Below are 19,135 nucleotides of genomic sequence, written 5' to 3' on the forward strand. Positions count from 1 at the left end.
AGCGTGGTCGACGGCCCGGGCATCGAGCCGGTAATTCTGCAGAACAAGTACGAGTGGGGGCCCGCAGTTTTCAGGCTCGCCGCTGGTTACAGCTCGCCGGCGTCGATGGCTTCCTTGACCTCTTGCGCGTGCGCGACCTGTTCCGGGGTGTACCCGATGAACAGGGCGGCCAGGCCGACGATGACGGCGGTGCCGGCCACCCACAGCAGCCCGTAGGTGTAGCCGTGGTCTAGCGCCCGCAATTGGGCGTCGTTCATGATCTTCACCGGGCCGGTGGTGCCGCCCAGATACAGGGTCCGCGAGGTGATGACGGCCTGGATGACAGCCAGCACCAGCGGCCCGCCCAGGCTCTGCAGCATCAAAGTCATCGCCGACACCGGGCCGATCTGGTCGAAACCGACACCCGCGATCGCGGCGAGCGTCAGCGGAACGACGACCATGCCGATGCCGATGCCACCGACGACGATCGGCAGCACCAGGTTCGGGAAGTACGGCGCGCCGCGGTGCATGAACGCCCAGCCGTAGATCATGGCCAGCAGCAGCAGCCATCCGCCGCCGATGGTCAGCACCCGCGGCGAGAACCGCGACACCAGCTGCGAGGAGATGCCGAGGCCGATGCCCATCGCGATGACGAACGGGATGAATCCGACGCCGGCGCGCAGAGCGCTGTAGCCGAGGATGTCCTGGACGTACAGCCCGATGCAGACGGTCAGGCTGAACATCACGCCGCCGGCCAGCAGGATCGCGGTGAACGTGACCAGGCGGTTGCGGTCGCGGAACAAGCCGAACGGCACGACGGGGTTTTCGGCGGTGCGCTCCACGATGGCGAACGCGATGGCGGCGGCCACGGCCACCGCGCCGGAGCCGAGGGTGACCATCGACATCCAGCCCTTTTCCGGGCCCATCGAGAACGCGAACACGGCGGCCGTGCACGCCAAGGTGGCGAGCATGGCCCCGGCGGCGTCGAGCTTCATCCGCTCGCGGTTGGTTTCCCGCAGTGCGGTGCGGGCCAGGTAGATCATCACCAGCCCGATCGGCACGTTCACCAAAAACGCCAGCCGCCAGGACACCTCGGTCAGCGCCCCACCGACGACCAGGCCCGTCACCGAGCCGATCGCGGTCATGGCGGCGAACACCGCGGTGGCCGCGTTGCGCGCCGGGCCCTTGGCGAACGTCGTGGCGACCAGGGCCAGACCGGTCGGCGACGCGATGGCCGAGCCGACCCCTTGCAGCAGCCGGGCGATGACCAGCGTCACCTCGTCCCAGGCCACCGCGCACAGCACCGAGGAGATGGTGAACAGCGTGACGCCGACGATGAAGGTCCGTTTGCGGCCGATGGTGTCGCCGAGCCGCCCGCCCAGCAGCATCAGCCCGCCGAAGGTCAGCACGTACGCGGTGATGACCCAGCTACGGCCGGCGTCGGACAGGCTCAGCTCGTTTTGAATCTTAGGAAGCGCGACGATCGCGACGGTGCTGTCCATCGTCGCCAGCAGCTGCATCCCGCCGATGGCGATCACGGCGGCGATGAAGCGGCGAGACGGCAGCCACGTCGGGTAATACTTGCTCGTGCGCGTGGCGGCGGTCTTCGAGGAGGTCCCAGCAGAGGTTTGCGACGGGCGCTCGGTGCGCTGGGGTGCCGGACGATCGGGGCGCGTGGCGGTCCAATTCTGGGCCGCGCGCTCGGTGTCGTTGAGGGCCGTCATAACGGGTTACCTTACAGTAATCTTAAGAATCGTTTAAACCCCGAACGTCACCCAGGCCTACTACGGGCCCGATCACGATGATCGCGGGAGGTCTGATCCCTTCCGCGCGGACCTTCCGCGGCGTGTCGGCCAGGGTGGCCCGCAACGTGTGCTGCGCCGGCGTCGTTCCATGCTGAACCACCAGAACCGGCGTATCCGCAGGTCGACCGCCCTGCATCAACGCGTCCACGAACAGTTCGATGCGTTCGACGGCCATCAGCAAAACAATCGTGCCGGACAACGCCGCCAATGCATTCCAATTCACTAACGATTCGGGATGCCCGGGCGCCAAATGGCCGCTGACCACCACGAACTCGTGATTTACCGCCCGGTGCGTGACCGGAACACCCGCCAGGGCAGGCACCGCTATGGCACTTGTCACACCGGGCACCACGGTGACCGGAATGCCGGCGTCGGCGCACGCGATGACTTCCTCGTAGCCGCGGGCGAACACGAACGGGTCGCCCCCCTTGAGGCGGACCACGAAGCGTCCCGCCCGGGCCCGCTCGATCATGACGTCGTTGATCGCGTCCTGGGCCATGGCCCGGCCGTACGGGATCTTGGCGGCATCGATGACTTCGACATGCGGCGCCAGCTCGGCCAGCAATTCGGGCGGGGCCAGCCGGTCGGCGACGACGACGTCGGCTTGGGTGAGCAGCCGCCGACCGCGCACGGTGATCAGCTCGGGGTCACCGGGGCCGCCGCCGATCAGCGCCACCCCGCCCCGCACGACGTCGGAACTCACCGGGCCCTCGGGGGTGATCAGGCCGCGTTGCAGCGCCTCGCGGATGGCCGACCGGATCGCCGCCGACCTGCGGTGCTCGCCGCCGGCCAGCACGCCCACCGACAGCCCGGCGTACTCGAACGACGCCGGGGTCACCGCGGTGCCCTCGATGGCGATGTCGGCGCGCACGCAGAAGATCTGGCGGCTGTCGGCCTCGGCGACGACGGCCTCGTTGACCGCGGCGTCGTTGGTGGCCGCGATCGCGTACCAGGCCCTGTCCAAATCGCCGTCGCGGTATTCGCGCACCGTCAAGGTGATGCCGCTCATCGCCTCGACGGCCGGGGTGGCGCTGCGGGTAATCACGTGGACGTCGGCGCCGCTGGAGATGAGCAGGGGTAGCCGGCGCTGGGCGACCGTGCCTCCGCCGACCACGACGACCCTTTTGCCGGTCAGCCGCAATCCAACGAGGTAGGGGCTCTCGGTCACCCGGCAAGCCTAATAGCTGCCTCCTCCGACACCGCGAACGTAACGCCACGGCGATTTTTCGCCTCGATTTGCACCGTGGGGTTACGTACGCGAGCCCTCCGCCGCGGCCGCCGCGACGAAACGCGCCACCGCTTCCGGCGCCGCGGCCGGGTGGGTGTGCAGATACGACGCGTGCACCCCGGCATGCACGACACCGTCGCGCATCGGCGGCGCGTCGGAGGCGCGGTAGACCCAGGCGGGCTGGTAGCTCTCGGTGAAGGTGAGCTCGGTGCGGTGGAATTCGTGTCCGACCACCCGCGCCCCGGCGGCATACAGCGCCGAATCGACCACCGCGACCGCGTCGCGATACGCCAGCTTCAGCCGCGGGGTGAACCGCGCAGATCCGCCCAGCACCCCGCACATCGGGTACCCGTCGAGTTCGGAAGCCAGATAGATTAGCCCGGCGCATTCGGCGTGCACGGGCGCACCGACGGCGGCCAGATCGCGAATCTGCTGTCGCACAACATTATTGGCGGACAGGTCGGCGGTGAACTGCTCGGGGAAACCGCCGGGCAGCAGCACCGCATCGGTGCCGGCGGGCAATGTGTCGACCAGTGGGTCGAACTCGGCCACCTCGGCGCCGGCGGCGCGCAGCAACTCGGCGTGTTCCGCGTAGCCGAAGCTGAAGGCCTTGCCGGCGGCCATCGCGACGGTGGCGCGGCGACCGGACGTCTGCCCCACCGCGGCAACGGGATCCCACGGCGCGACGTCGACACGGCTGCCCGCGACCGCCCTCACCGCGGCCAGGTCGACGTGCCGCGCGATCAGGGCGGTCATCGCCTCGACCGCGAGCCGGGCCCGCCGCCCGTACTCGACCGCGGTGACCAGGCCCAAATACCTTGTCGGCAGCTCCAATTCGGCGGTACGCGGAATGGCACCCAGTACCGGGATGCCGGTGTGCTCGCAGGCCTGGCGCAAAACCTGCTCGTGTCGGGGTGAACCCACCCGGTTGAGGATCACCCCGGCGATCCGGGTCGCGGCGTCGAATGTCGAAAAGCCGTGCAGCAGTGCGGCAATGCTGTGGCTCTGGCCCCGCGCGTCGACGACCAGGATCACTGGCGCGCCCACCAGCGCGGCGACGTGCGCGGTCGAGCCCGGCGGCGGGGACGCCGGGTCCGGCCCGATCCGCCCGTCGAACAGCCCCATCACCCCCTCGATCACCGCGATGTCGGCGCCGGCGGCGCCGTGCGCGTACAGCGGGCCGATCAGCGATTCGCTCACCAGCACCGGATCGAGATTGCGTCCGGGCCGACCCGCGGCCAGCCCGTGGTAGCCGGGGTCGATGAAGTCCGGGCCCACCTTGAACGGGGCGACGGTATGCCCGGCTCGGCGCAGCGCCCCGATCAAACCCGTTGCGATCGTGGTCTTTCCGCTGCCCGACGCGGGCGCGGCGACGACGACCGCTGGGGCGTTCACCACTCGATGCCCTTCTGGCCCTTGCGTCCGGCGTCCATCGGGTGCTTGACCTTGGTCATCTCGGTGACCAGATCGGCGGCCTCGACCAGCCGCGGCGGGGCGGCGCGTCCGGTGATCACCACATGCTGATGACCGGGGCGGTCGGTGAACACGTCGACCGCCTCGTCGACGTCGACCCAGCCCCACTTCAGCGGGTAGGTGAATTCGTCGAGCACGTAGAAGTCGTGCCGCTGTTCGGCCAGCCGGCGCGCGATCTCGGCCCAGCCCTCGGCGGCCGCGGCCGCGTGGTCGTCCTCGGTGCCGGCCTTACGCGACCAGGACCAGCCGCTGCCCATCTTGTGCCATTCCACCGCTGCCCCGGCGCCGTTTTCGTCGTGCAGCCGGCCCAGCTGGCGGAAGACGGCTTCCTCGCCCACCTTCCACTTCGCGCTCTTGACGAACTGAAACACCGCGACGTCCAGGCCGGCGTTCCACGCGCGCAACGCCATTCCGAACGCCGCGGTCGACTTGCCCTTGCCGTCGCCGGTGTGCACCGCCAGCAACGGCCGGTTGCGCCGAGCCCGGGTGCTCAGCCCGTCGTCCGGGACCTGCGGTGGGATTCCCTGTGGCATAAGGGCAGGACTCCTCTTGTTGCGGCCGCTAGGCCGCGCTGCGCACGGCCCGCGTGAGATGGTCGGCGTGCAGTTGCTCGAGCCGGACGGTCGGTGCACCGAGTTGGCCGGCCAGCTGCCCGGCCAATCCCAGTCGCACATAGGATGTTTCGCAGTCTACGACCACAGCCGCCGCGCCCTCGGCGACCAGCCGGGCGGCGGCGATTCGGCTGCGGCCCAACGGATTCGGGCCCGCGGTGGCCCGCCCGTCGGTGAGCACCACCACCAGGGGACGGCGTGCCCGGTCGCGCGCCCGCTCCCGGATGATTAGCTCACGCGCGGCCAGCAGGCCCTCGGCCAGCGGGGTCTTGCCGCCGGTATCTATTCGGGCCAGTCGCCGGCCGGCGATGTGCGCCGACGACGTCGGCGGCAGCAGCAGTCGCGCATCGTGGCCGCGGAACGTGATCACCGCGACCTTGTCGCGTCGTTGGTAGGCGTCGCGCAGCAACGACAGGGTGGCACCGCTGACCGCGGCCATCCGGTCGCGGGCGGCCATCGACCCCGACGCGTCGACGACGAAGATCACCAGGTTGCCTTCGCGTCCCTCGCGGACCGCGCGGCGGACGTCGTCGGGTCGCGGACGAAGTGGACCCGCCCCGGCGCTTTCGGCGGTCGCGAGCAGAGTCGCGAACAAGTGCAGTCCGTGGGCGCCGGGGTCGTCGGCGTACGCGGTGGCCATCACGCTGCCCGAGCGGTTGCGGGCCCGCGACCGTCGTCCGGGCGCACCTTCGCCGACACCGGGAACCGTCAACGCCCGGGCCCGAAACGTTTTCGACGGCGGGCCGCTCGGCCGCGTCTTGGGCTGTTGCGACTTCCTACTGGGCAGCGAGTCCTGTTGCGGGGCAGGGTCATCGGCGGACTGACCGCCGCCGGGCGGATCGGGATCGGGCTCCGGCTCGTTGCCCGCCCGCTGCAGCGCCTCGTCCAGCTGCTCGCGGTCGATGCCCGGATCGTCGAACGGGTCGCGGCGGCGCCGATGCGGCAGCGCCAGTTCGGCCGCCACCCGGACGTCCTGCTCCTCGACCGTGCGAGCACCCCGCCAGGCCGCGTGCGCGACCGCGGTGCGCGCCACTACCAGATCGGCGCGCATCCCGTCGACGTCGAACGCCGCACACAGCGCCGCGATGCGCCGTAACTCGTTGTCTTCCAACACCACATCGTCGACCAGCGCGCGGGCCGCGGCGATCCGCCGGGCCAGCTCGGCGTCGTCGGCGGCGTAGCGGTGGGCGAAGCCATCCGGGTCGGCCTCGTACGCCATCCGCCGCCGGATCACCTCGACCCGCACGTCCACGTCGCGGGAGGCGTGCACGTCGACCGTCAGCCCGAATCGGTCGAGCAGCTGCGGGCGCAGCTCGCCTTCCTCCGGATTCATCGTGCCGATCAACACGAACCGCGCCTCATGCGAGTGCGAGATGCCGTCGCGTTCGATGTGCACCCGGCCCATCGCGGCGGCGTCGAGCAACACGTCGACCAGGTGATCGTGCAGCAGGTTCACCTCGTCGACGTACAGCACGCCGCCGTGCGCGCGCGCCAGCAATCCGGGCGAAAAGGCGTGCTCGCCGTCGCGCAGCACCCGCTGCAGATCCAGCGAGCCGATCACCCGGTCTTCGGTTGCGCCGAGCGGCATTTCGACCAGGCCGGCGCCGGTGCCGTTACCCCCGGTCGCCGCCGCCAACAACGCGGCAAGCCCGCGCACCGCCGTCGACTTGGCGGTGCCCTTCTCGCCGCGGATCAGCGCGCCGCCGATTTCCGGCCGCACCGCGCACAGCAGCAGCGCCAGCCGCAACTGATCGTGGCCGACGATCGCGCTGAACGGGTAGGACTTCACGGCTTGGCCACCACGCCGGAACCGGGCCGCAGCATCGGGACGTGCGGAACGCCGTCGTCGAGGAAATCGTCGCCGTCGCGCACGAATCCGTGTTGGGCGTACATGTCGGCCAGATAGGTCTGCGCGTTGATCCGGCATGGGTAGTCGCCGACCACGGCCAGCGCGGCCCGCAGCAGCCGAGTGGTGTGCCCCTGTCCGCGCACGCTGCGTTTGGTGCACAGCCGCCCGATCCGGAACACCTTCTCGCCGCCGGCGTGCTCTTCCATCAGCCGCAGCGTGCAGATCACCTCGCCGTCAGCCGTTTCCAGCCAGAAGTGCCGGGTCTCGGCGAGCAGGTCGCGCCCGTCCAGTTCCGGGTACGAGATGGCCTGCTCGACGACGAACACCTCTACCCGCAGCTTCAGTAGCCCGTAAAGGGTTTGCGCGTCAAGATCTTTGGCCCAGATGCGGCGTAGCGCTTCGGTCATGGGCGCCGCTCCTGTTCATCGCTGCGCGCTGCATCGTCGACCTCGCACGCCATCGGCGCCGCTCCTCCTAACACTTGGCAAAGCCGTCCGGCGCGGTTCATGAGGCGTTCAACTGTAATACCCGGGTGCTCCACATTCTCACCTCGTCGTAGAGCGCCGGTTCGTCGGACAGCCGGGCGCCCAGCGAGGGCACCATCTCCTTGAGCTTGGGCAGCCAGGACTGATAGCGGCCGGCAAAACAGTTGGCCAGCACGTCGAGCATGATCGGCACCGCGGTCGAGGCGCCGGGCGAGCCGCCGAGCAGACCCGCGATGCTGCCGTCGGCCGAGCCCACGACGGTGGTGCCGAAGTCGAGCGCCCCGCCGCTACCCCTGGCCCGCCGGATCACCTGCACGCGCTGACCGGCCACCGTCAGCTGCCAGTCCGAAGTCCGCGCGCTGGGCGCGAATTCGCGCAGCGCCTGGATCCGGTCGCGTTCGGTGAGGCGCAGTTGGCGCAGCAGGTAACCGACCAGCGTCCTCTCGGTGATGCCGACCCCCAGCATCGACACGGCGTTGTCCGGCCTGATCGACCGGGGCAAATCGCTGAGGTGGCCATGCTTCAAGAACTTAGGCGACCAACCGGCGTAGGGCCCGAAGACCAGCCATGACTTGCCGTTGACGAACCGCAGGTCCAGATGCAGCGCCCCCAGCGGCGGGGCCCCGGCTGCGGGGACGCCGTAGACCTTGGCCCGGTGGCCGGCGGTCAGCGCCGGGTTGTCGGTGCGCAGGAACTTGCCGCCGATCGGGAAGCCGGCGAAGCCCCTGACCTCGCCGATGCCGGACTTCTGCAACAGCGGCAGCGCCTCGCCACCGGCCCCGACGAACACGAATCTGGCGTTCAGCCTGCGCTTTTCGCCGGTGCGGCGATTGACGATGTGTAGCGTCCAGCCGCCGTCGGCCGTACGGGTCAGGTTGCGGACCTCGTGGCCGAACAGCGCGGTGCCGCCGCCTCGCACGCAGTAGCCGATGAGTTGTTTGGTCAGCGACCCGAAGTCGACGTCGGTGCCGTCGGGCGCCCAGTTCAACGCGACCGGCTCGGAGAAGTCGCGTTCGGCGGCCATGAACGGCAGCCGGCGGGTGAATTCAGCGGGGTCGTCGATCAATTCCGTGCCGGCGAACAGCGGGTTCGGCGCCAGCGCCCGCTGACGGCGGCGCAGATAGTCGACCCGCCGGGCGCCGTGCACGAAACTGACGTGCGGGACGGGGTGAAGGAAGCCCCGATCGGTGAGGATGCCGTTCTCGACGGCGTAGGCCCAGAACTGGCGCGTCACCTGGAATTGCTCGTTGATCGTCACCGCCTTGGTGATGTCGATCGACCCCTGGGAGTCGGGGCGCTCCGGTGTGTAGTTCATCTCGCACAGCCCGGCATGCCCGGTGCCGGCGTTGTTCCACGGGCCGCTGCTTTCGGCGGCGACGGCATCGAGGCGCTCGACCACGGTGATCGACCAGTCCGGCTCCAGCCGCCGCAGCAGGGCGGCCAGGGTGGCGCTCATGAGGCCGGCGCCGACCAGCGCGACGTCGGTGCGCGCCGTCGTGTCTGACACCGAGAATGCCGGTCCTTCCTCGCCGTGGGTGGCCGGTCCTCAGGTTATCCCGACCGGCGCGGTAGAAACGACTTGAACCGGACGCCATCAGCAAAAGCGACCGCCACGCTAAGCTGGCCTGGTGACTGGCTGGGTGCCCGATGTCCTGCCTGGATACTGGCAGTACACCATCGCATTGGGACCCGATCCCGCCGGCGAGGGCGACATCGTCGCAACCCTGATCCGGCGCGGTCCACAGCCCAGCGGCCCCGAGCACGCGGTGCTGACGGTGCACGGCTACACCGACTACTTCTTCAACACCGCGCTGGCCGACCACTTCACCAACCGCGGTTTCACCTTCTACGCCTTGGACCTGCAGAAGTGCGGGCGGTCCCGGCGCGACGGCCAAACCCCGCACTTCATCACCGATCTCGCGCACTACGACACCGAACTCGAACGCGCGCTGGCCATCATCGGCGAACAGGCCCATGACGTCACGGTCCTGATGTACGGCCATTCCACCGGCGGGCTGATCGTGCCGCTGTGGCTGGACCGGCTGCGCCGGCATGACGCGACGGCGCACGCCGGCATCGGCGGGTTGGTTCTCAACAGCCCGTTCCTGGATCTGCACGGCCCGGCGGTGCTACGCCTGGGATTGACCTCGGCGATGATCGCCGGCCTGTCGCGGGTCCGTTCCAAAGCCGTGCTGCGTGGCACCAGCAAGGGCGGTTACGGCACCACCCTGCACCGCGACTACGACGGCGAGTTCGACTACAACCTGGAATGGAAACCGTTGGGCGGCTTCCCTATTACCGCGGGCTGGCTGCACGCCGTGCGCCGCGGCCAGGCCCGGCTGCACCGCGGCCTCGACGTGGGGGTGCCGAACCTGATCCTGCGTTCGGACCACAGCGTGCCCGAAACGGCGGACGCGATGGCGATGCAACGCGGCGACGCGGTGCTCGACGTTACCCAGATCGCCCGCTGGGCGGGCTGCATCGGCAACCGCAGCACCGTCGTTCCGGTCGCCGACGCCAAACACGACGTGTTCCTCTCCCTGGAGGGACCGCGCGCGCTGGCCTATCGGGAGCTGGATATCTGGCTGGACGGCTATTTGCGCGCCGCCGACAACGGTGCCTCGGCCGTCTTCGGGAAGGGGTGACGGCTTGGAGGCCTACGACGTCGCGATCATCGGAACCGGTTCGGGCAACAGCATTCTCGATGACCGCTTCGCCGACAAGCGGGTGGCGATCTGCGACCAGGGCACCTTCGGCGGCACCTGCCTCAACGTCGGGTGCATCCCGACGAAGATGTTCGTCTACGCCGCCGAGGTCGCGCAATCCATCCGGGAGGCAGGGCGTTTCGGCATCGACGCGCACATCGGGGGGTGCGCTGGGACGACATCGTATCGCGGGTGTTCGGACGCATCGATCCGATCGGGGCCGGCGGTGAGGACTACCGCAGCTCCACGCCCAATATCGACGTGTACAAGCAGCACACCCGATTCGGCCCGGTCCGGGCCGACGGGCGCTACCTGCTGCGCACCGACACCGGCGACGAGTTCACGGCCGAGCAGGTGGTGATCGCCGCGGGGGCACGGGCGGTGATCCCCCCGGCGATCCTCGAGTGCGGCGCGCACTACTACACCAGCGACACGATCATGCGAATCGCCGAATTCCCAGAGCATCTGGTGATCGTCGGCGGCGGCTTCGTGTCCGCCGAATTCGCTCACATCTTCTCCGCGCTGGGAGCCCGCTCACGCTGGTGGTCCGCGGCTCCGCGCTACTGCGACACTGCGACGACACTTTGTGCAAGCGCTTCACCCGTATCGCGTCGAGCAAGTGGGAACTGCACACCCACCGCAATGTGGTGAGCGCCGAGAACCACGGCTCGGGCGTCGCGGTGCACCTCGACAACGGCCACACCATCAACGCCGACGCCATGCTGGTCGCGACCGGCCGGGTTTCCAACGCCGATCAACTCGACCTCGAGCAGGCCGGCATCGCCGTCGAGGACGGTCTGGTGGTCGTCGACGAGTACCAAAGGACCACAGCGCGTGGGGTTTTCGCTCTCGGCGACGTTTCGTCGAGGTATCAGCTCAAGTACGTCGCCAACCACGAGGCGCGCGTGGTGCAGCACAACCTGCTGTGCGACTGGGACGACACCGCGGCGATGGCGGTCAGCGACCATCGCTTCGTGCCGTCCGCGGTGTTCACCGATCCGCAGATCGCCTGCGTGGGCTTGACCGAAAACGAAGCCATTGCACAGGGTTTCAAAATCTCGGTGAAGATCCAGGACTACGGCGACGTCGCCTACGGCTGGGCAATGGAGGACACCACCGGGATCGTCAAGCTCATCGGCGAACGCGGCACCGGGCGGTTGCTGGGTGCCCACATCATGGGCCATCAGGCCTCGTCGATCATCCAGCCGTTGATCGGCGCGATGAGTTTCGGGCTGACCGCCCCGGAGATGGCCCGCGGGCAGTACTGGATCCACCCGGCGCTGCCGGAGGTGGTGGAGAACGCGCTACTGGGTCTGCGCTGACTTCACCGCCGGGCCGCCCTGCTGGCACTGCGGGCACAGGCCACGCAACGTCAGGCCGGCGCGGGCCGACAAGGCGAACGCACTGCCCTGCATCGCGTGTTCGAGCGCGGAACTGAGCTGACGCGCGGGCACTTCGATGATCGAATCGCACTGCGTGCAGACGGCGTGGTGATGCGGGGCGGTGGCCAGCCCGTAGGTCGTGACGCCGTCGTCGAGGGTCAGCGCATGCAACACCGACTGCTCGACCAGGGTGGTCACCGTGCGGTAGATGGTGGCCACGTCGGGTGGTTTAGCGCCGGCGGGCAGGCCGGCACGCACCCGCCGGTGAATCTCGGCGACGGAAAGGTGTCCGTTGACGGGTTCGAGCACCGCCAGCACCTGAATGCGTGAGGTCATCCGCCGCAACCCGCGGGCGCGCAGGAAGTCGCCGATGCGTTGGGTGACCGCGGGATCGAGCTCCGACGGGTTGGACGTCACCCGTCCAGTGTTGCGCCCGGCATTGCCGATCGCCAGTCCCGAGTGGCCGGCGTCCTGCAACTCACTTGCATCCAGCTGGTGACCGACCCTAAAGTCGGGCGGTGGCCACCACCGAGCTCGCCGCGGCGCGCACCAGGCTAGCCCGGCTGCGCAGGGCGCTGACGAGGGCGGAATGGGGCCGCCTGGCGGTCATGCTGGCGGTGATCGTCGCGCTACATCTCATCGGCTGGTTCACCCTGCTTTTGATCGTTGAGCCGGTGCGACTCAGCGTGGCGGCAAGGCCTTTGGCATTGGGTTGGGCTGACGGCGTACGCCCTCGGTTTGCGGCACGCCTTCGACGCCGACCATATCGCGGCCATCGACAACACCACCCGCAAACTGATGAGCGACTAACAGCGCCCCCTTGGGGTCGGGTTCTTCTTCTCGCTGGGCCACTCCACCGTCGTGTTCACGCTGGCGATCGGGGCCAAGGCGATCGTCGGGCCGGTCGAGGACGACTCCTCGGCGCTGCATCACTACACCGGGCTGATCGCCACCGGCGTCTCGGGGGTGTTCCTCTACCTGATCGCCATCCTCAACGTCGTCGTGCTGGTCGGAATCGTGCGGGTGCTGCTGCGGTTGCGCCGCGGCGAGTTCGACGAAACCGAGCTGGACCGCCAATTGGACAACCGCGGGTTTGTCAACCGGTTCCTCGGCGGCTTGACGCGCTCGATCACCAGGTCCTGGCACATGTACCCGATCGGCCTGCTGTTCGGGCTGGGTTTCGACACCGCCACCGAGGTCGCCCTGCTGGTGCTGGCCGGCACCAGCGCCGCGGCCGGGCTGCCCTGGTACGCGATCCTGTGTCTGCCGGTGTTGTTCGCCGCCGGCATGTGTCTGCTGGACACCATCGACGGCTCATTCATGAACTTCGCCTACGGCTGGGCGCTGTCCAATCCCGTGCGCAAGATCTACTACAACATCACCATCACCGGGCTGTCCGTCGTCGTCGCGCTGCTGATCGGCAGCCTCGAACTGCTGGACCTGTTCGCCGGGCAGCTGGGGTGGCGGGGCCCGTTCTGGGACTGGCTGTCCGGTCTTGACCTGAACACCGTCGGCTTCGTCATCGTCGGCATCTTCGTGGCCACCTGGGTGGTCGCGCTGCTCGTCTGGCGCTACGGCCGCCTCGAGGACAGATGGACCGCCCCCGCCGAGAGCATGCCATAGCTTCGCACCGAGTGTGAGCATCGAATCACTTGGGGCACAGTCGTTTTCAATAACGGTGCTGACGACGCGGTGAGCTGCCGACGGCCCCGTGCCAGACTGAGGCCATGCCCGCTCCCGCGCCTGGTTCGCTGTGCGACGTGCTTCCCGCGGCGGCCGCCCTGCTTTCGGTCCCGGGCGCCGTCGACCGGCTGGGGGTGACGGAATCGGTTGCCGAACAGGTCGATCGGGTCGCCGTGGTGTTAGTGGACGGCCTGGGTAGGCACCTGCTGCCGGAATTGGCGAGCAGCGCACCGTTGCTGGCCTCAGTCCTGGCCGGCGGCGTCTGGCGGATGACCCAGCTCAGCAGCACCTTCCCGTCGACCACCCCGAGCAGCCTGGTGTCGCTGGGCACCGGTGCGCGGCCGGGCCAGCACGGCATCTTGGGCTTCACCCTCAACGTCCCCGGTACCGAACGGGTGCTCACCCACATCTACTGGCGCGACGACCCGCCAGCGGCGCAGTGGCAGCCGTTGCCGACCTGGTTCGAGCGGCTGCGCCGCTGCGGGGTCGCCGCGCGGGCGGTGCTGCCGGCGCTGTTCATGGGCAGCGGGCTGACGGATGCGGCCTATCGCGGCGCCGACTTTCGCCCCAACAACCCCGACGACGACTACGCCCAGCAGGTCATCGACGAGCTGCGCGCGGCGCCGGGCCTGGTCTACGCCTACACCGCCGAGCTGGACCCCGCCGCACACGTGTTCGGTATCGGGTCGCCGCACTGGCATGCGGCGGCCGCACGAATCGACGCGCTGCTGACCCGCCTGGTCGATGCGCAGCCCGCGACCGCGGCCCTGCTGGTCACCGCCGACCACGGCGGTCTCAACGTCCCGCCGCGAGCCCGCGTCGACCTGGACACCGACGATCGGCTCGGCGCGGGAATCCGGGTGGTCGCGGGTGAGCCGCGGGTACGCTACCTGCACACCGCCCCGGGCGCGGCGACCGACGTACAGGCGACGTGGAGTGAGCTGCTCGACGGCCGGGCCGAGGTGTACAGCCGCGAGCAGGCGGTGGCCTCCGGAATCTTCGGACCGGTCGATCCCGCGCATCTGGCCCGCATCGGCGACGTCGTCGTGATCTGCACCGGCGACACCGCGGTGCTGGCCACCAAGCGCGAGCCTCCGGAAGCCGCACGGCTCATCGGGTTTCACGGCGGAGCCACCGAGGCCGAAATGGCGATCCCGCTGATCGTCTTCGCCGGGTGAACAGTTGTCGACGGGTGGTGTTAGACCGCCGTCGTCCGCGCCGTGCGTGAGGTGCTCGAGCGCGTGACATTCGACTACGTCGACGGAATTCACTTCGTCTCGCGGTTCAACGGGCTCATCGACCCCCGAACCGACACGAAATAACCGGTCGCACATAGCAAATCAAGCACCGGTAGTCGGAATCGAATTACACAACAGACTCGAATCGACCTCACAGCTAGAGCCGACCCATCACCAGGTTCGTCGGGTACAGTCGGCCCACTGTGAAGGTTCGAGGCGCAGGTCACACTCGGCGGTGGCAGCCGGCCATCGCCGTCATCGCGGCACTCAGTTTGTTCGCCAGTCTCGTCGCCGGTTCTTCGTTGCGGTCCCAATTTTCGGCGGCCACCCTGCCGGAACCCGCGGCATGGTCACAGGCGACCCCGAATTCCGGGCACGCGCAGACCAATAGCGCGATCCGCCGGCAACATGCCAGTTCATGGGATGTGTCACCGGCCAAAAGGAAGCCGTTCCGCAGCATGTGGATGACGCACGACCGACCGGAGGTGTGGCCGCGCTTGGCATCGCACTCGCTGTTGTCGGTGCTGCCGGTTTCGTTTTCCGGCACGGTCTTTCAATCCCGCGAAGAGCACACCGGCGCACCCGCGGCCGAATGCGGCGATCCCGAAATACTGGCACTGCTCTGCAGTAACTCGTAGCTGATAGGGCCTCACTGCGCACCGTGCGGTGTTGTGAGTCCTATTACAACTTGCACAGAAGCGAAGCCCGACGGCCCAGCGCGGCGTTCTATTTCGCAGCTATGTCTTGAAGGGAAACCCCATGTTTTCACAATGCTCGACTACCCTCGAAGTGAGATAGCAATGGATTTTGCAGCCCTACCGCCCGGAAGCCAACTCGGCGCTGATGTTTACCGGCCCCGGCTCATGGTCGATGATGAACGCCGCAGTGGCATGGGAGGGTCTGGCGGCGAGCCTGAATAGCGCAGCGGCACACTATATTTCCGTGACATCGAAGCTGAATCCCGCGACCACGGTCTATCCTGAATGGCTGAATTACATTGCCGCACAAGCCGAACGGACGGCAGCTCAAGCGAAGTCGGCTGCCGGCGCGTTCCAGCTGGCGTTGGCGGCGATGGTACCCCCGGCGGCGATCCAGGCCAACCGCATGCTGTGGACCTGGCTGGCAAAGACGAACTATCTGGGACAATCGGGCCCGGCGATCGCCAAGGCCGACAGCGATTGCGACCAGATCTGGGCCCAGGACGGCGACGCGATGTACGTCTATGCCCGGGCGTGCGCCGATGCCGCGCGGGTGACGCCGTTCGCATCGCCGCCGCAGGCCGGCCGGGGCGGCCGGGAACAGAGGGTGGCACCGGACGTCATCTCCACTGGCCGGCAAGTGATCTCGGCGATTCCCCACGCTCTCGATGCGCTGTGGGCGGCACCACCGACGACGTTCGATGTGTGCCTGTTGCCGGTGACGTCGTCACTGTCGAAGCTCGGTTCGCTGTGCGCGCCGTCGGATTTCGCGATCAACCACCTGAATTCCCGGAACAAGCGCGCGGCGCTGAAAAGAGCCGCGACCTTGTCGGCCCGTTTGCCGAATCGCAGTCGCGGTGCGGTGTCGGGCCTTGGGCGCGCGGCGTCGATCGGGCCACTGTCGGTGCCGCGGAGCTGGATCGCCAAGACGCCACGCCCGGTCCCCGCGTCCCGCGGTTGGTGTTACGAGCCAATGCATTTGGTGGCGACCGGTGAGCCGCCGAAGTGGCCGCAGACCCGTTAGCGGCGAGACGGCGTCCGCGTGCTCGACGCGTAGGAGCTCGCCGCATCGACGATCGCGTGGAACAGCCGTAGGTCGTCGAGGAACTGCTCGGGATGCCACTGCACGGCGACCACGAAATCGTCCCCGGGTACTTCCAGCCCCTCGACGACACCGTCGGCGTCCCAGGCGCTGACGATCAGGCCGTCACCGACCTTGTCGACGGCCTGGTGGTGATAGCACCACGCATCGGCGGTGGGCCCGAGCAACCCGGCAAGCCTGGTGCCCGCGACGGTGGTGACCGGCAGCTTGGTGAAACGCCCATAGCCCGCGTGATGGCCGCGGTGTCCGAGCACGTCGGGCAGATGCTGGTGCAACGTCCCGCCGAACGCGACGTTGAGCATCTGGGTGCCGCGGCAGATGCCCAGCACCGGCAGCCCGCGCTCCAGCGCGCCCCGTAACAGCGCCAATTCGAACGCGTCGCGCATCGTGCGGGGCGCGTCGGTCTTGGGATGCGGTTGCTGGCCGTAGGCGCCCGGGTCGACGTCGTATCCCCCGGTGATCACCAGCCCGTCCAGGTGGTCGAGCACGCTCTCGGCGATTTCGTGGTCCACCGGCTGCGGCGGCAACAGCACCGCGATGCCGCCCGCCCTGGTAACGCCCTCGACATAGTTGGCGCCCAGATATGCCGCCGGGATGTCCCACCCGTCGGACTGCACTTGCTCGAGATAACTGGTCAGGCCGAGCACCGGCCGCCGCATTCCAGAGGCGTTCACGCCGCAGGCATCCTTTCCTTGACTGCGCGACCACGTTGTCGCCGAACAACGCTCCCCTATGACTGCGCGCCGACCCGGTCCTACCAGGTACTGGCGCGCAAGACGATCTCGGCTGCCAGCTGCGCGGTCGACTCCTGGGCACTGCGCCGGCCGAGCATTTCCACGCTGCGGTAGTCGGCATAGACGAACCGCTGGCTGTTACGCGCGACCGTCCGCCCGTTCGGCGTGCTGACCAGCGCCGTGGTGCCGATCTCGACCGGCGGGCAGTGCTCGTCGCGGACCACGCCGTGGACGTCGGCCACGCACGGATGTCCGCGGTCGACGACGACCAGGCCGACGAATCGGCCCAGCTTGGTCGCCGCGAGTTCCCAGGCGATGTCGCCGCCCGCGCGGTCGGCCGGAAAGTCGGTCACCACGTCGCGGCCGACGCCCAGGCCGTCGAGGATGCCGATCACCGACTTCGGGGTCAGCCGCGGGTCCAGGCCGATGACGATGGTGCGCAGCGACGCGGTGTGAAGGCGCTCGCAGACCGCGTCATAGGCGGCCAGCTCCCGTCGCTCATCGCCGAGGATGACGACGACGACACCCTTCTCTGGACCGGACACGCGCACCGGGACGGGAAACCCGTCGAGCGTGGTCATCATCGAGGGCACTTACGCACGCTACAGCCAACATTGGCACCGCGCGAGGTTTCTCCCGCCGTCCCCGGCGAGCCGGCGGACCTACGGCCGCAGCCGGCTTGCGAGCTGCGGTCGCGGCGGCGGGCCGACGAGCAGGCTCAGGACGGCGTCGACATCGAGGTGAGACGCCAGCAACTCGGCGGCCACGTCCAGCTGGGCGTCGCGTCGGGCCGCGACGTCGGTGTCGTCGGCGACAACGAACTTTGTCCGCCCGGCGGCGGCCGCCACGCGGCTCAGCCACGCCCGCCGAAAGTCGTCGTTGTCCAGCAGGCCGTGCCAATGCGTGCCGAAGACGGCTCCACGCGTGATGCCGTGTGGCTGCCCATCGACATCGAACCAGGCCGCCTCGTCGCATCGGACGAGGCGGCCGTGGTGGATTTCGTAACCGCTCAGCGGGTGCTGCCAGCGGCGCAGCGTCTTGCGCTCGCCGAAGACGACGTCGGCGTCCAGCAACCCAAGCCCGGCCACTTCCCCGCTGCCGGACTCCACCGTGTCCTCGATGCGCCGGCACAGCATCTGCAAACCGCCGCAGACGCCCAGCACCGGCTTTCCGTACCCGGCATGCTCGGCGATCGCGCCGGCCAGGCCGCGCTCACGCAGCCAGTGCAGGTCGGCGACGGTCGCTTTGCTGCCCGGAATCACCACCAGGTCGGCGTCGGTCACGTCGGCCGGGTCGCCGATCCAGCGCACCCGCACGCCCGGCTCGCACGCCAGCGCTTCGATGTCGGTCGAGTTGGAGATCCGGGGCAGGCGCACCGCGGCGACGTGCAGCCACTCGCCGCCGCGCGGCGGCGCCGGCCGGCCGACGACGGGATGCGCGAGCGCCGACAGCGAGTCCTCGCCGTCCAGCCAGAGGTCGTCGGCGTAGGGCAGCACCCCGTAGGTGGGGCGGCCGGTCAGTTCGAAAAGTTGGCGCAGCCCGGGTTCCAGCAGCGCGGGGTCGCCGCGGAATTTGTTGACGATGAAACCCGCGATCAACGCCTGGTCTTCCGGCTCTAGCACCGCGACCGTACCGAACAGGTGCGCCAGCACGCCGCCGCGGTCGATGTCGCCGACCAAGACGACCGGCAGGTTCGCGGCCCGGGCCAATCCCATGTTGGCCAAATCGGTTGTCCTCAGGTTGATTTCGGCCGGCGATCCGGCACCTTCACAGATCACCACATCGAATTCGTCACGCAGCGAGGCCAACTCGTCGACGACGACTTTCGCGAGCCGATCGCGATGTTCGAAATAGCTTGCGGCGGTGACGGAGTCGGCGACACAGCCCCGGATCACCAGTTGTGACGTCCGGTCGCTGCCCGGCTTGAGCAGGATCGGGTTGAACCGCACGCTGGGCTCCAGTACCGCCGCGCGGGCCTGGATCGCCTGAGCCCGGCCGATCTCGCCACCCTCGACGGTGACCGCGGAGTTGTTGGACATGTTCTGCGCCTTGAAGGGCGCGACGCGGACGCCGTCGCGGGCCAGCAATCGACACAGGCCCGCGACGAGCACCGATTTTCCGGCGTCGGAGCTGGTGCCCGCGACCAACAGAGCGCCGTTCAAG

General features: G+C 68.8%; 15 protein-coding genes and 2 pseudogenes. 6 read left to right on the forward strand and 11 right to left on the reverse strand.

The window, feature by feature from the left end; translation table 11 throughout:
- Positions 1 to 86 precede the first annotated feature (86 nt).
- The 7 genes from T428_RS0109005 to mqo all read right to left on the reverse strand — a co-directional run bounded on the left by T428_RS0109005 (position 87) and on the right by mqo (position 8,937).
- On the reverse strand, positions 87 to 1,703 hold the full coding sequence (locus tag T428_RS0109005) for an MFS transporter (protein WP_025736219.1): 1,617 nt from the start codon (positions 1,701 to 1,703) through the stop codon (positions 87 to 89).
- Positions 1,704 to 1,725: 22 nt separating this feature from the next.
- On the reverse strand, positions 1,726 to 2,952 hold the full coding sequence (cobA, locus tag T428_RS0109010) for a uroporphyrinogen-III C-methyltransferase (RefSeq protein ID WP_025736220.1): 1,227 nt from the start codon (positions 2,950 to 2,952) through the stop codon (positions 1,726 to 1,728).
- An 81-nt stretch (positions 2,953 to 3,033) separates the two neighbouring features.
- Positions 3,034 to 4,407: a cobyrinic acid a,c-diamide synthase CobB gene (locus tag T428_RS0109015; RefSeq protein WP_025736221.1), complete on the reverse strand. Its 1,374-nt coding sequence runs from the start codon at positions 4,405 to 4,407 to the stop codon at positions 3,034 to 3,036.
- Positions 4,404 to 5,018: a cob(I)yrinic acid a,c-diamide adenosyltransferase gene (cobO, locus tag T428_RS0109020; RefSeq protein ID WP_025736222.1), complete on the reverse strand. Its 615-nt coding sequence runs from the start codon at positions 5,016 to 5,018 to the stop codon at positions 4,404 to 4,406. The genes T428_RS0109015 and cobO overlap by 4 nt, the downstream gene beginning before the upstream one ends.
- Positions 5,019 to 5,046: 28 nt before the next feature.
- The gene (locus T428_RS0109025) at positions 5,047 to 6,885 is read right to left on the reverse strand and encodes a magnesium chelatase subunit D family protein (RefSeq protein ID WP_025736223.1); all 1,839 of its coding nucleotides are present in this window, start codon (positions 6,883 to 6,885) and stop codon (positions 5,047 to 5,049) included.
- Entirely contained in the window at positions 6,882 to 7,352 is a 471-nt protein-coding gene (locus T428_RS0109030; protein ID WP_025736224.1) for a GNAT family N-acetyltransferase, read from the reverse strand. The genes T428_RS0109025 and T428_RS0109030 overlap by 4 nt, the downstream gene beginning before the upstream one ends.
- A gap of 97 nt (positions 7,353 to 7,449) precedes the next feature.
- Positions 7,450 to 8,937 (reverse strand): malate dehydrogenase (quinone), encoded by a 1,488-nt coding sequence (mqo, locus tag T428_RS0109035; protein ID WP_025736225.1) that lies wholly within the window; start codon positions 8,935 to 8,937, stop codon positions 7,450 to 7,452.
- A gap of 121 nt (positions 8,938 to 9,058) precedes the next feature.
- On the opposite strand from mqo, the gene T428_RS0109040 reads away from it, so the two are divergent.
- Together T428_RS0109040 and T428_RS35705 are read left to right on the forward strand one after the other, a co-directional pair.
- The gene (locus tag T428_RS0109040) at positions 9,059 to 10,075 is read left to right on the forward strand and encodes an alpha/beta hydrolase (protein WP_025736226.1); all 1,017 of its coding nucleotides are present in this window, start codon (positions 9,059 to 9,061) and stop codon (positions 10,073 to 10,075) included.
- Between the two features lie 321 nt (positions 10,076 to 10,396).
- Positions 10,397 to 11,457: pseudogene (locus T428_RS35705) on the forward strand (mycothione reductase).
- Here the strand turns inward: T428_RS35705 and T428_RS0109050 are convergent.
- Positions 11,440 to 11,934, reverse strand: coding sequence for a Fur family transcriptional regulator (locus T428_RS0109050; RefSeq protein WP_025736227.1), 495 nt, complete (start codon positions 11,932 to 11,934; stop codon positions 11,440 to 11,442). The pseudogene T428_RS35705 and the gene T428_RS0109050 sit on opposite strands and share 18 nt — an antisense overlap.
- Positions 11,935 to 12,035: 101 nt before the next feature.
- Here T428_RS0109050 and nicT point away from each other — a divergent pair.
- From nicT to T428_RS26745, 4 genes and pseudogenes are all read left to right on the forward strand, one after another.
- Positions 12,036 to 13,140 (forward strand): annotated as a pseudogene (nicT, locus tag T428_RS26740) (Nickel transporter NicT).
- A gap of 104 nt (positions 13,141 to 13,244) precedes the next feature.
- Complete coding sequence (locus tag T428_RS0109060; RefSeq protein ID WP_025736228.1) at positions 13,245 to 14,378, forward strand: alkaline phosphatase family protein; 1,134 nt, start codon at positions 13,245 to 13,247, stop codon at positions 14,376 to 14,378.
- A gap of 524 nt (positions 14,379 to 14,902) precedes the next feature.
- Positions 14,903 to 15,076, forward strand: a complete 174-nt coding sequence (locus T428_RS33225; protein ID WP_169733634.1) for a hypothetical protein — start codon at positions 14,903 to 14,905, stop codon at positions 15,074 to 15,076.
- 169 nt (positions 15,077 to 15,245) lie between these two features.
- The gene (locus tag T428_RS26745; protein WP_051465173.1) at positions 15,246 to 16,160 is read left to right on the forward strand and encodes a PPE family protein; all 915 of its coding nucleotides are present in this window, start codon (positions 15,246 to 15,248) and stop codon (positions 16,158 to 16,160) included.
- Here T428_RS26745 and T428_RS0109080 read toward each other — a convergent pair.
- From T428_RS0109080 to T428_RS0109090, 3 genes are all read right to left on the reverse strand, one after another.
- Positions 16,157 to 16,885, reverse strand: coding sequence for a gamma-glutamyl-gamma-aminobutyrate hydrolase family protein (locus T428_RS0109080; protein WP_025736230.1), 729 nt, complete (start codon positions 16,883 to 16,885; stop codon positions 16,157 to 16,159). The genes T428_RS26745 and T428_RS0109080 overlap by 4 nt on opposite strands.
- Before the next feature lie 107 nt (positions 16,886 to 16,992).
- The gene (locus T428_RS0109085) at positions 16,993 to 17,556 is read right to left on the reverse strand and encodes a hypothetical protein (RefSeq protein ID WP_036467585.1); all 564 of its coding nucleotides are present in this window, start codon (positions 17,554 to 17,556) and stop codon (positions 16,993 to 16,995) included.
- Between the two features lie 78 nt (positions 17,557 to 17,634).
- A complete protein-coding gene (locus T428_RS0109090) occupies positions 17,635 to 19,134 on the reverse strand; it encodes a cobyric acid synthase (RefSeq protein ID WP_025736232.1) in 1,500 nt (499 codons plus the stop codon).
- Position 19,135: the final 1 nt, after the last annotated feature.

Origin of the sequence: Mycobacterium genavense ATCC 51234 (assembly GCF_000526915.1) — a bacterium.
GTDB classification, from domain to species: domain Bacteria; phylum Actinomycetota; class Actinomycetes; order Mycobacteriales; family Mycobacteriaceae; genus Mycobacterium; species Mycobacterium genavense.

Coding starts and splice junctions, on each gene's coding strand:
- T428_RS0109005 (WP_025736219.1), bottom strand. CDS start 1,703: ATGACGGCCCTCAACGACACCGAGCGCGCGGCCCAGAATTGGACCGCC.
- cobO (WP_025736222.1), bottom strand. CDS start 5,018: ATGCCACAGGGAATCCCACCGCAGGTCCCGGACGACGGGCTGAGCACC.
- T428_RS0109030 (WP_025736224.1), bottom strand. CDS start 7,352: ATGACCGAAGCGCTACGCCGCATCTGGGCCAAAGATCTTGACGCGCAA.
- T428_RS0109060 (WP_025736228.1), top strand. CDS start 13,245: ATGCCCGCTCCCGCGCCTGGTTCGCTGTGCGACGTGCTTCCCGCGGCG.
- T428_RS33225 (WP_169733634.1), top strand. CDS start 14,903: ATGACGCACGACCGACCGGAGGTGTGGCCGCGCTTGGCATCGCACTCG.
- T428_RS0109085 (WP_036467585.1), bottom strand. CDS start 17,556: ATGATGACCACGCTCGACGGGTTTCCCGTCCCGGTGCGCGTGTCCGGT.